The sequence below is a fragment of the Nostoc sp. UHCC 0870 genome, assembly GCF_022063185.1.
Classification (GTDB): domain Bacteria; phylum Cyanobacteriota; class Cyanobacteriia; order Cyanobacteriales; family Nostocaceae; genus Trichormus.
The window spans coordinates 2,395,719-2,408,712 of the sequence record NZ_CP091913.1 but is presented as its reverse complement, the minus strand read 5'-3'; the positions used below and the strand labels follow the sequence as shown (position 1 = coordinate 2,408,712).

The 12,994-nt window shown below is 38.5% G+C and carries 7 protein-coding genes and 1 pseudogene; 7 read left to right on the top strand and 1 reads right to left on the bottom strand.

What is annotated here, in order from left to right; genetic code table 11:
• Positions 1–211: 211 nt before the first annotated feature.
• The 3 genes from L6494_RS10440 to L6494_RS10430 all read left to right on the top strand — a co-directional run bounded on the left by L6494_RS10440 (position 212) and on the right by L6494_RS10430 (position 5,995).
• Complete coding sequence (locus L6494_RS10440; RefSeq protein WP_237994521.1) at positions 212–2,413, top strand: zinc metalloprotease HtpX; 2,202 nt, start codon at positions 212–214, stop codon at positions 2,411–2,413.
• A gap of 743 nt (positions 2,414–3,156) precedes the next feature.
• The gene (locus L6494_RS10435) at positions 3,157–3,654 is read left to right on the top strand and encodes an RNA recognition motif domain-containing protein (RefSeq protein ID WP_237994520.1); all 498 of its coding nucleotides are present in this window, start codon (positions 3,157–3,159) and stop codon (positions 3,652–3,654) included.
• Between the two features lie 1,072 nt (positions 3,655–4,726).
• Positions 4,727–5,995, top strand: coding sequence for a glycosyltransferase family 4 protein (locus tag L6494_RS10430; RefSeq protein ID WP_237994519.1), 1,269 nt, complete (start codon positions 4,727–4,729; stop codon positions 5,993–5,995).
• Between the two features lie 435 nt (positions 5,996–6,430).
• Here the strand turns inward: L6494_RS10430 and lipA are convergent, their stop codons facing one another.
• Positions 6,431–7,330 carry a lipoyl synthase gene (gene lipA / locus L6494_RS10425; protein WP_237994516.1) on the bottom strand — a complete coding sequence of 300 codons (900 nt, stop codon included), beginning with the start codon at positions 7,328–7,330 and terminating at the stop codon, positions 6,431–6,433.
• Positions 7,331–7,585: 255 nt separating this feature from the next.
• Here lipA and L6494_RS10420 point away from each other — a divergent pair, with 255 nt between their 5' ends.
• From L6494_RS10420 to L6494_RS31140, 4 genes and pseudogenes are all read left to right on the top strand, one after another.
• Positions 7,586–8,221, top strand: coding sequence for a response regulator (locus L6494_RS10420; protein ID WP_237994515.1), 636 nt, complete (start codon positions 7,586–7,588; stop codon positions 8,219–8,221).
• A gap of 430 nt (positions 8,222–8,651) precedes the next feature.
• Positions 8,652–11,078, top strand: a complete 2,427-nt coding sequence (locus L6494_RS10415) for a sensor histidine kinase (protein ID WP_237994514.1) — start codon at positions 8,652–8,654, stop codon at positions 11,076–11,078.
• Between the two features lie 49 nt (positions 11,079–11,127).
• Positions 11,128–12,345, top strand: coding sequence for a hybrid sensor histidine kinase/response regulator (locus L6494_RS10410; RefSeq protein ID WP_237994512.1), 1,218 nt, complete (start codon positions 11,128–11,130; stop codon positions 12,343–12,345).
• Positions 12,346–12,536: 191 nt separating this feature from the next.
• Positions 12,537–12,917, top strand: a pseudogene (locus tag L6494_RS31140) (response regulator); the annotation flags it as partial.
• Between the last annotated feature and the right edge of the window lie 77 nt (positions 12,918–12,994).

The following is a 12,994-nucleotide window of genomic DNA, read 5'->3' as shown; positions in this document are numbered from 1 at the left end:
TGAGTGCTGAGTGCTGAGTGCTGAGTGCTGAGTTCTGAGTGCTGAGTGCTGAGTGCTGAGTGCTGAGTGCTGAGTTCTGAGTTCTGAGTAGTAGAAATATTAGCCTTCTGCCTTCTGATAGAAATCTCTGGGTTGATGTACACGGCATCTGTTGATTCGCGCTTTGCTATAACCGTGGAGCAAATCACACAGATGGAGTGTCAAAATTTCTATGCCTTCACACGCTAAATCGTCTTTGGAGGCTGGTTTAGTTGCCCTCAAACAAGGAAATTATCAAGCAGCGATCGCTCAATTAGAACCTTTAGCAAGTCATCAGGGCAATGAAACTGCTAGTCTGCAAGCTAGGGTAGGGTTAGTGATGGCCTATGCACGCTGTGGTGAAGTTCGCAAGGCGATCGCCCTTTGTCAGTCCCTCACTGACAGTCAAAACCCCAAGGTGAAAGAATGGGCAAAAACGGCTCTTGTACACCTCACAAAAAGCAAAACAAAGCGCAAAAAATCAGACAATACCCAGGTTAAACAAGTATCAAAGCAGCAGCCAGCCCAAGCCAAAGCTAGCTATTCATCTGCTTTGCCCTCTGTGGGGTTTCAAAATACATTTATTGACAGACAAAATTTAGCCGCTAACCCATTAATTGACACAACAGGTTACGCCAAAACTAAAGAATTTGGCATTTATTGGCGACAAGCCAAACGCGCCAAAGTCTGGCAACCTCTACAAAAACCAAGTTTAATACCCTTGCGACTCCTAGCAGCAGGCACATTCATGGCACTGTTTTGGGTGTTGCGAGAACTGTTTAAGTTGGCAACGGGTACAATTAACTGGACTTTGGTTAAACTGCCTTATTTAGAGCCATTGCAGTTGCTCTATCGTGATCCTACCCCAGTCTTAATTACTGTTTTGTTCATGGCGATCGCCCTCTCGCCTTGGTTATTAGATTGGTTGTTAGGAGAGTTTTATGGTCAGCGTGAGTTATCAAAAGATATTCTACACAACCATAGTCGAGAAACGCCCCGTGTGCTGCATCGCTACTGCCAACAACGCCACTGGCCATCGCCCCAACTGCGAATTTTACCAACATCTGCACCCATAGCCCTCACCTATGGCACTTTACCCAGAAATGCGCGAATTGTCGTCAGCCAAGGTCTGTTAGATCAATTAGCAGATGATGAAATTGCTACCATCTATGCAGCGCAACTAGGACAAATCACTTACAAAGATTTTGTCCTGATGTCTTTAATACTGTTGGTAACGCTACCAATTTATAAACTCTATCAGCAAGTTGCTCTTTGGGGAAATACATCAGCTAAGAGTATATGGCATTGGCCGTTTACCATCGTCTCTAGTCTTATCTATGGTTTATGGTGTGTGCTGACTGGGACGACATTACTATATTCGCGCTTGCGTCCTTATCATAGCGATCGCCTCGCCGCCGAAATCACCGGTAATCCCAATGGTTTGATTCGCGCCTTACTCAAAATTACCATTGGCATTGCTGCTGATATCCAAAAATCAGAATCCACCAGTTGGCAGTTAGAAAGCTTAAATATATTATTGCCAGTTAGTTATCAACAAAGTATTACTTTGGGTAGCATTGCCGGTCATCTCAACTTTGAATCAATGTTGATGTGGGATAATACAAATCCCTATCGGCGTTGGTTGACCCTGAATAACACCCATCCGTTAATAGGCGATCGCATTGAACGTCTATGTCAAATAGCACGGTACTGGCATATAGACCCCGAATTACATCTAGCTAGCCAGCAATCCCTCAGTCAACAAGCATTGACCGTTACCCGTCAATCTTTCTTATTACAAATTGCACCATTCCTAGGGATTCTCCTAGGTTTTTTGTTTGCGGGTTTGATTTGGTCAGCTTGGCAAACTGCTTTTGCACTCAAGTTTTTAAATCTCAAGTGGATTTACGAAGATTGGTCATTCGTGATCGGTTCTCTACTCATCTGCTTTAGTATCGGTATGGTAATCAGGATGAACTCCTTTTTTCCAGACATTAAAGCTAATAGCGTCCACGGCGATGAACAGTTACCTTACCTGTTAGCCAACCCCTCCAGCATCCCCATCGATAGCGTCAAGGTGCGTTTTGTCGGTAAGTTATTAGGTCGTCCCGGCATTAGTAACGCTTTAGCCCAAGACTTAATTTTACAGTCCAACACAGGTTTAGTGAAACTACACCATGTTTCCTGGTTAGGACAACCAATCTATCATCAAGAATTAATTGGTCGCCAAGTGATAGTTACAGGCTGGTTTCGTCGAGGTGCAACACCCTGGGTAGATATCCAAACCCTGCAAACTCAAAATGGTAAAACCCTCAATAGCCCCCATCCCATCTGGTCTACTGTTATAGCTGTTGCAGCCCAGGCTTTGGGTGCTTATATTTTTCTCACAGGCTAACGCCGCTACGCCAAAGTTAACGAATTTTGGATTTGTTTCACTAGACCTCTTGCATAAATGCTGAAGCTGTCATGTTGAGCCAAGCGAAACATCTCGAAGATTATACATTATTCACAAAGCGTCCCCCAGGGAAGGGGTTGACCAATGCCCAATCATCAAATGTAAATAAATATTGCAAATTTTCTTTGGAAGTGTTACATTTATTTACAAAATCATTGATAACTGAAATAACTTAGCGTTCCAGCTTGGTAACTGCCGTTAGCTGTCTGCGCCAATCTATTGATGTTTATCCTCCCAACACAGCAGGGAATCAACCAGCCAATGGCTGGTTTTTGTTTCCGACTATTCAATATTCTTTCTTGAGAAAATATGTATTTTATGCTACGATGCAATCACACTATTGCAAAAAAAGTATATGCTGAACTAGCTACGTAGAAAATACCGTGGTAATCTAAGGGATGGTATTTAATTCTGCGGGCAAAGGCATTGCAAAAAAATGCTGATGGCAAGAGACAATTAAAAACAAATTTACAACTTTTAGAATTAAGGTGGTACTAACAGAGCGTTGTATGCGCTTTTGGATTCAATACGCTTGATCCCAACAAAAAACTGTATTGTATAGGTTGACAGTTTGGAGTAAAAAAATTGGTTTATGGCAGTCTTGGTCAATAGCATTTAAAAGCCAATGCCAAGCAATTGTTTTCTTGCCTTGCCATGTTCATTCAACTCTGGAGGTATAGTTCATGTCCGTTCGCCTATATATAGGCAATTTGCCAAAAGAAGAAATAGACCGTCAAGAACTGCAAGCAGTTTTTGCAGAAGAAGGTGATGCTGTCACCACTAAGTTAATCAAAGACCGTAAAACTGGCAAATGCCGGGGTTTTGGTTTTCTAACAGTCAATAATGACGAACAAGCTGACCAAATTATAGAAAAGTATAATGGTCAGATGTTCAAAGAAACACCTATCAAGTTAGAGAAAGCGTTACCTCGGACAAAAGGTGAGGAAGGAGAAGAGCCAGCAGCACCAACACCTGCTGCTACTGCTACTCCCACTCCTAGAGCCAACAAAGAAGGCGGTAGTAGTCGCCGTGACAAAGGTGCTAAGAAGTCTCGTCGCGGTGGTGGTGGACGTGAAACTAGTACAACTACATCTGATTCAGATGCAGTTCGTCCAGATCCACGTTGGGCTTCTGAATTAGAAAAGCTCAAGCAAATGCTGGCTGCTCAAACCACAAACTAGGTGAAAGGGGTGAATGATTAAAAATTAAAAGTCAAAGTTATTTGATTTTTAATTTTTAATTGCTAACGTTCCCGTCATGGCTCAACAGTGGGTTGATTATAGCTATGATTGTGAGTTCGATGGCCTTCCCCCGACCTGACTTAGTTTAGTTAACTTATCAACCGTTTCTGAATCTTCCAGAGTCATCATTACCAGAGTGAGGGCAAGGAACAACTCCTCGACTGGAATCAAATCTCATTACAGCAAACTTTTTGGTACTTTCTTTCCCAGAAAGAAGTCCAATTTTTAATTAATAACCCCTTCAGTCTTATCAGGTGTTGAATTAAGGCTGGAGGGGTTTCAATTTGTTGAATTTAAGCTCAAGTAAATAATTTAGTCAAGAAATTTTTAAAAAATCTGTATTATAAGCTACAAAAACTTTGTTTAGCTATTAGTAATATTAGACACTTTTTTAAGTAAAAGCATTATTCAGTATTAACTCTGATAATTTATAGGACTCATATTTGATTTTTGAACAGATAAATAGTCCAGTAGGGTGTGTTAGCGACAGCGTAACGCACCTTCCCCAACGCCTTCGGTGCGTTGCGGCTTACGCCCAACACACCCTACTTTTACTTAGATTGTTTCATAAATCAAATCGGATTCCTATAGTATATTTAAGCATTTATTTGATTAATTCTGAATAATTTAGACGAAAAAATAAGTGTAAATACGGTAGTAAGATTTAATTAAAATTACTAAAAATAGTATATCTATTGAGATAAAAACAATGTTTTAACTAAAAAATTTTATTTATTAATATTCATAAGAAGTTTATATCTGCATATTTGTCGATAACTAAATAGAGCTTCATCTATCACAAGTATTAGATTTCAGTATGACTAATTATGTATAAAAAATTGAAATAGAAAGACTGAAGAAAAAGTATCATCCCGGCAGTAGATAGACAAAAATATTTGACATATTAAATTAAAATAAAGATTACTTAATGTTCCTAAATAATTCAAGTAAATGCACTGTAAGTAATCTCGGAATAGCCCACAACTTTATTCACATCAGCAACACACAAACTATGAACTCTACCACTGAAAAGCGTATAGCCTTGATTTCTGTCCACGGAGATCCAGCGATTGAAATTGGCAAAGAGGAAGCTGGCGGGCAAAATGTTTATGTGCGTGAAGTAGGTAAATCCCTCGCTGAATTGGGATGGCAAGTTGATATGTTTAGCCGCAGAGTAAGTAGTGAACAAGCGACAATTGTGCAACATACTCCATTCTGCCGAACAATTCGCTTAACAGCCGGGCCGGTGGAATTTGTACCACGAGATCAGGGTTTCCAATATTTACCAGAATTTGTTCAACAATTACTGCAATTCCAACGAGAAACTCACATTAAATATCCAGTTGTACATACCAACTATTGGCTTTCTAGTTGGGTAGGAATGCAATTAAAATCTCTCCAAGGGAGTAAACAAGTCCACACATACCACTCATTAGGAGCAGTTAAATACAAAAGTGTAGATACGATTCCTTTAATTGCGACTAAACGTTTAGCTGTAGAAAAACAAGTCTTGGAAACAGCAGAAAGAATTGTTGCTACTAGCCCTCAAGAACAGCAGCATATGCGATCGCTAGTTTCCCCAAAAGGTTATATTGACGTTATCCCTTGTGGTACAGATATCCAGCAATTTGGCTCAAGAGACAGAGCATCTGCTAGAGCCGAATTAGGAATTCCACAAGACGCAAAAGTTGTATTGTATGTAGGACGTTTTGATTCGCGCAAAGGCATAGAAACCTTAGTCCGTGCAGTAAATGAATCTCAGTTACGCGACTCTGGCAAACTTAAACTAATTATTGGTGGTGGTAGTACCCCAGGTACTAGCGATGGTAGAGAGCGCGATCGCATTGAAAGCATTGTGCAAGAATTAGGCATGAGTGAGTTGACAACTCTTCCCGGTCGTCTTGGTCAAGAAATCTTACCGACTTACTACGCGGCGGCCGATGTATGTGTTGTTCCCAGCCATTACGAACCTTTTGGACTAGTCGCAATTGAAGCGATGTCCAGTGGTACACCAGTTATCGCCAGTGATGTTGGTGGTCTTCAATATACAGTAGTTACAGAAAAAACAGGTTTATTAGTACCACCAAAAGATGTAGCGGCTTTTTCTGTGGCGATTGACCGAATTCTGATGAATCCAACATGGCGAAATGAATTAGGTCTAGCCGCTAGAAGACACATTGAATCTAAGTTTAGTTGGGGTGGTGTGGCAGATAATTTGAGTGAACTATATACTCAAATTTTAGAAGCATCAATTCTAGAACCAGCATTAGTTGGTCATTAAATGTTGCAATTCCGTAGAAAATAAGCGTTTCTTAGTTGAGTGAGGGACAAGAACCCCACCCCCAACCCCCTCCCCGCTTGCGAGGAGGGGACTATCGTAGTTATGCTTTCATCCTCCGGCTAGAAGCCTGAGGATGAAAGCTAATTGTCTAATTTATTAGACAACATGATAAAATCAAGTAGTGTGAATATAGGATGAAAAACTCCGTAACAAAAACGTATTCACGCATTTCACCTAACATTCAAGTAGCCATACAACTAGATTTAATCTAGTCGAGGTGGGTAGGGCATTTTGACAGTGCCAAAGCTAATTGAGTTATTTAACAATCAATTAGTAAACGTTGCGGAGAGGGTCTTTCAGACCCCGTAGCAACATCAGTTTAGAATCCTCCTGACTTCCAGTCGGAGGAGATGTCAAGATATATACCTGTATTTACTACTCCCCTGCATGATAGGAACTGCGAACCAGAGGAGCAGAACGGACATTACTAAATCCCATATTTTGGGCTAATGTGCCGAGTTGGTCAAATTCTTCTGGTGTCCAGTATTTTTGGACTGGGAGATGTTCTAAAGAGGGGCGCATATACTGACCAATAGTTATGCGATCGCAACCTACTGCTCTTAAGTCTTGCATGACTGTAATCACTTCCTCGACGGTTTCACCATGTCCCAGCATTAACCCTGATTTGGTGGGAATAGTAGAATCGAGTTCTTTAACTATAGCTAGTACCCGTAGAGAGCGATCGTACTTAGCACCCCGACGGACTGGCCCTGTTAACCGGCGCACTGTCTCAATGTTGTGATTAAAACAAGCTGGCTGGGCTTGCACAATCATGCTTAGACGCTCGGCTTGTGCTGCTTCCCCTGCGCCTGCACCACCCCAAAAATCAGGTGTCAAAACTTCAATTTGCGTGTCTGGGTTGAGTTGGCGAATAGCGGTCATCGTCTTGACAAAATGACTTGCGCCTTGATCTGGCAAGTCATCGCGGGCTACAGAAGTTAGCACTACATAACGCAATCCTAAAAGCTGCACAGACTCTGCTACCTTTTGCGCTTCCTCTGGATCAAGAGGCATGGGTGCATGACCCTTATCTACTTGACAAAAAGCACAAGCACGGGTGCAGGTTGGCCCCATTAATAAAAACGTGGCTGTTTTTTGGGCGTAGCATTCCCCCCGATTAGGACAACGACCTTCTTCACAAATAGTATGAATTTGGCGTTGCTTAATAATACGTTGGACTGTGGAGAGTTCGCTGGCTTTGCCAATAGAACGGCGTAACCAGCTAGGCATAGCTGCAATTTCTGATCTGATTTGGGCTGATTGAGAGGAAGTCATAATCAATTCAAAATTCAGAATATGGGAATAGGGAGTAGAGAATCTGAGTGTTTTGAGGATCAAGCCTTAAATCTTACCATGACACAAAATTATCCCTACGCAAGTAGAGTTTGGTAAAACACTAGCAGCAACGAGATTTATACCGAAATATACTATCCCCTAATTAATCACAATGTTGAGTATAGTGGGAGCATTCTCACGGTCAATCGGCGTAGCCGTTATTGAAACTTAAATATTCTTTTAGAGCAATCAGTCGTGGCAAGTAACAAAATTCTAGTTATCGATGACACTACCGTTGTCAGGGTAAAAGTAAAAGAAATGCTACCTCCTGGCAATTTCGAGGTATTGGAAGCAAAAGACGGTTTGGAAGGTCTAAATTTAATCCGTCAAGAGAAACTTAGCTTAATTATGTTGGATTTTCTACTACCTAAAATGAGTGGTTGGGAGGTTTTTCAGCAAGTTCAAGCTCACCCTGATTTAAGAAAGATTCCTTTGGTCATTATGTCCGGTCGAAAGGAAGAGGTTACAGAAAAAATGACCGAACCTTTTGAGTATTTTGAATTTTTGGGTAAGCCTTTTGACCAAAAGCAGTTAATTGGTGCTATTAAGTCAGCAATGACTAAGGCTAAACTACCACGCCCAGAACCTGTAGCAGCAGCAGTTACAACCGCCAAAAATGTGGCAGCAACTACTGCTACTGTCACAAATGGTGCTGTTGCAACCGTTAGTGTTACGAAAACTGCGGCAGTCGCCAATACTGAAGCTAACGCTACTTCTGCGGCTGACATTCAATTACTCCATGAGAAAATTGCCAAAATGCAAATAGAGATTGATGGCTTGAAGAAACAATTAACTCAGGTAGTAACTTTTATTAAACAAAAAATCAAGTAGCATTAGTGAAAACTGGGAAATCTGAACGGGGTTTGGGTTGTAAACAGAACAGAGTTGACTCAATACTAGACAAACCTAATTCAGAAAGCATCTCCCGTCACAACCAAAAGGTTAACGGTGAGAGTGTCAAAAAGCGAGATAGATATATCTTGACCAAAGTCCGCAAAAGCGGGCTTGTTTTGTATTTGGGTAGGGTTAAGTAGCAATCAAGTCAGATTTGACCATACTATCAATCAAAAATAGTGTTAACAACTGCTTATCATCTTAATATATACTCAATCTAACTAAGTCAACCGCCACCCCCACAAGGGGATGGGGTTTTAGGCTTGATATTAAACTAGTGGAGCAATGACTGCAAAGAGCTACCTCAACTTAGCAATGCAGCTCATAATATTGACTAGGAGAATCAGAAAAATAATGCCAGAGATTTATGCTCAAATTTCTTCGCTATCTAAAATTAACAAGAATGATGCACCGTGGTTTACAACTTTCTCAACAGTTGCCCCTACGGTTTATCTTAATTCTCCCCTTTATTATACAAATTTTTGCCACAGTAGGAATTGTGGGATATCTCTCTTTTAAAAATGGACAAAAGGCAGTGAATGAACTTGCTAATCAACTGATAGTGCAGGTAAATTTACTAGTTGTTCAGCACTTAGATACGTACTTAAAAACGCCAGATAAGATCAATAAAATTAATTTAGATGCTGTAGAAATGGGGATGCTGAATTTAAGTGATTTCCCGTCTACAGCCCGTTATTTTGCCAAACAGATGCAAGTATTTAATGTTGGCTATATCAGCTTTGCAAATCCTCAAGGTGAATTTATTGGTGTTGAACGTTTAGATAATGGACAGATATTAATTAATGAAATTTCTGAAAACAAAGAAACTGGTAAGATTTACGCTTATACAACTGACAGTCAAGCGAATCACCGGAAATTAATAGAAGTTAAAGATTGCGATCCTCGTTTATCAGCTTGGTATACGGATGCAGTGAAGATAAATAAACCTGTTTGGAGTCAAATATATCAATGGAAAAATAAACCAGAAATTCTCTCCATATCTTCTAGTTATCCTCTGGTTCAGAAGCAGCATAAATTTGCTGGTGTCATGAGTGTTGATTTGATATTATCACAGATTAATAATTTTTTAGCGGATTTAAAAATTGGTAAAACCGGTCAAATATTTATTTTAGAACGTTCTGGATTAATAGTAGCTACTTCGGCAAATGAGTCACAATTTAAGTTAGTAAATGGGGAAGCAGAAAGACTATCAGCATTAAATAGTAAAAATCATTTAATCCAAAGTACAGCACAATATCTACAACATAATTTTGGCAGCCTTATAAATATTAAATCTACTCAAGAAGCTGTAATAAAAATACAAGGTGAAAATCATTTTGTGCAAGTCACACCTTGGTATGATCCATTGGGTTTAGATTGGGTGGTAGTGGTAGTTGTCCCTGAAAGTGAATTTATGGCACAAATTAATACCAATACTCGTACAACTATTTTGTTATGTTTAGGGGCTTTAATTCTGGCTACTGCACTGGGTATATATACTTCTCGTTGGATAACCAATCCTATTTCAAAATTAACTCAAGCTAGTAGTGCGATCGCCTACGGCGGACGGAACGCCATCTTATCTGGCGAAATTGAGCAAACACTTGCCATTTCTAGCGTTCATGAACTGAGTATTCTTGCCAAATCTTTTAATCAAATGGCAGGTCAACTACGTCAATCTTTTACATTTTTAGAAAAGACTAATCAAGAGTTAGAACAACGTGTTGCCGAAAGAACAGCAGAAATTACAGCAGCTAAAGAGGTTGCTGATGCTGCTAACCATGCCAAAAGCGAATTTTTAGCTAACATCAGCCATGAACTTCGCACACCATTGAATGGTATTCTTGGCTATGCACAAATTATCCAATTTGATCCACATACCAGTGCTGAACAAATGGAGGGTGTTAATATTATTTACGATTGCGGATTTTACTTATTAAATTTGATTAATGACATTTTAGATATTACCAAAATTGAATCAAAGAAATTGGAGCTTTATCCAGAATCATTTGATTTTAAAAAATTACTATTAGGAGTGTCTGATATTTGCCGAGTTAAAGCAGATCAAAAATGTATCGGATTTATTTGCCAAATAGATAGTCATTTACCAACTAATATTAAGACTGATGAAAAACGCCTACGCCAAGTTTTAATTAATCTTTTAGGTAATGCTATTAAGTTTACACAAGATGGCACAGTAACTTTTATTGTAGAAGTAATTGATAATTTCCAATCAAATCAGCAGTTACCTGTATCTACAGTTAGATTTCAGATTGTAGATACAGGTGTGGGAATGACCAATGAACAATTAGAAACAATATTTTTGCCTTTTGAGCAGGTGGGGAATACTTTAAAAAAATCAGAAGGTACAGGTTTAGGACTTACCATCAGTCAACAAATTGTAGAAATGATGGGTAGTGAAATTAAAGTTGAGAGTATCTATGGTCAAGGTAGTAGATTTTGGTTTGACTTAGATTTACCAGTGGTGAATGTTGGGATAATATCAGATTTATCCATAGTGAAAGAAAATATGATTGGATATGAGCGAGAATCTCCTAATGATAAGGAGGAAATAGTATATCCTCCTTCAGTCGAATTGATAAATTTATACCAAGCTGCTAAAGCTGGCTATATTGTTGGTATTCAAGAAGAAATAAGTCGCATTCAAAATTTAGATGAAAAATATACCCAATTTTCTAGGCTAGTTTTGCAATTCCTAGAAGATTTTGAAGATGAGGCAATTGTCCAAATGATTCAACCTTATTTAGATGGGAAATTATTTACCCAGAATTAATTCCCTAATAACCAGAAAGAAAACTAGGTTTTTTACAAGGATTTAGTAGATGACTAATTCAATTTTAATTGTAGATGATATTCCCACAAATATCAAGGTTCTATTTGTAATTCTCAATCAAGCAGGGTTTAAAGTTTCTGTGGCAAAAAGCGGTAAAAGTGCTTTAAGAAAAGCAGAAGAAACATTACCTAATTTGATTTTATTAGATGTAATGATGCCAGACATGGATGGCTTTGAAACTTGCTATCAACTTAAGCAAAATCCGAAAACTAAAAATATTCCAGTAATTTTTATGACGGCTCGTTCTGACCTGCTTGACAAAGTAAAGGGATTAGAACTAGGAGCAGTAGACTATATTACTAAACCCATCGAATATCAGGAAGTATTGGCAAGAATTAATATTCATTTAGAATTACGCCGCACTCAATTAAAGTTGGCACAGGAAGAAAAAATGTCTGCCTTAGGACAACTAATATCAGGCATTGCTCATGAAATTAATAATCCAGTCAATTTTATTTCTGGCAATTTAATTCATGCTCAACATTATATTGCCGACCTATTGCAATTATTGAACTTATACGAAAAATACACTAAAAATGCAGTTCCAGAGATTGAAAGTTACGCAAATGAGATTGATCTAGATTTTATTAAACAAGACCTACCCCAGCTATTATCATCCATGAAAATGGGGACTGAAAGGGTTGAAAAAATTGTGCGATCGCTCCGTTTATTCTCACGATTGGATGATACAAAATTTCAACTATTTAACATACATGAAGGTATTGATAGTACACTAATTATATTAAGTAACCGTATTAAATCTACATCAACAAATTCAGGAATTAACATAGTTAAAAATTATGGTGAATTACCTTTAGTAGAGTGCTATGCAGGTCAACTAAACCAAGTATTCATGAATCTTTTCTCTAACGCTATTGATGCTATAGAAGAATCATTAACTAGCGAAAAAATTTCTGACACACCCACAATTGAAATTTGTACAGCTATTACAGAAGATAAAAAATCTATATTGATTACAATTAGTGACAATGGTACAGGAATTTCCGAAGAAGTTCAACAGAGGATGTTTGATCAATTTTTCACTACTAAACCCCTAGGAAAAGGTACAGGTTTTGGATTAGCGATCGCTCATGAAATTATAGTAGAAAAACATGGAGGTACTTTAGACGTAAAATCAGCCCTAGGAGAGGGGACGCAATTTTTGATTACTATTCCTATTCAGCAAGCAACTAGTAAAATATTGTAGTTATTTAAAATTTTTACTAGTAGGGTTGTTGTAATCACTGATTTTCTGGGAACTATAATCTTATAGGCTGTTGATATTGAGATGATGTATGCTCAATATTCAGATAATAAAAACCTGATCATGCCTTTTCTCTAGTATTTATCTTCTATTTTTAGCTTAACGAATAACTATACAATAAAATTCCTATAAAAATGCTTGATATATCAACAGAAAATAACTTAATTTTAGTTGTAGATGATACTCTGACTAATTTAGAAATTATCTCAGTAGCACTAATAGCAGCAGGCTTTGCAGTAGCTACAGCCAGTAATGGAGAACAGGCAATCGAGAAGATACAATCTCGATTACCAGATTTAATTTTATTAGATGTGATGATGCCAAGAATGGATGGCTTTGAAACCTGTAAATATTTAAAATCCAATTCAGTCACTCAAGATATTCCTGTAATTTTTATGACTGGGATTACAGATACAGATAGCAAAGTCAATGGGTTAAATTTGGGCGCAGTTGATTACATCACAAAACCCTTTCAAAAAGAAGAGGTATTAGCTCGCATTAAAACACATCTACAACTGAGGAGTCTAACTAAAAATTTAGAGCAAAGAGTAGCAGAGCGGACGGCTAAACTTGATAACGCATTACGAGAATT

Excerpts from the sequence above, each read along its gene's own strand:
- L6494_RS10440 (WP_237994521.1), top strand. The coding sequence starts at position 212 with ATGCCTTCACACGCTAAATCGTCTTTGGAGGCTGGTTTAGTTGCCCTC.
- L6494_RS10435 (WP_237994520.1), top strand. The coding sequence starts at position 3,157 with ATGTCCGTTCGCCTATATATAGGCAATTTGCCAAAAGAAGAAATAGAC.
- L6494_RS10430 (WP_237994519.1), top strand. The coding sequence starts at position 4,727 with ATGAACTCTACCACTGAAAAGCGTATAGCCTTGATTTCTGTCCACGGA.
- lipA (WP_237994516.1), bottom strand. The coding sequence starts at position 7,330 with ATGACTTCCTCTCAATCAGCCCAAATCAGATCAGAAATTGCAGCTATG.
- L6494_RS10415 (WP_237994514.1), top strand. The coding sequence starts at position 8,652 with ATGCTCAAATTTCTTCGCTATCTAAAATTAACAAGAATGATGCACCGT.
- L6494_RS10410 (WP_237994512.1), top strand. The coding sequence starts at position 11,128 with ATGACTAATTCAATTTTAATTGTAGATGATATTCCCACAAATATCAAG.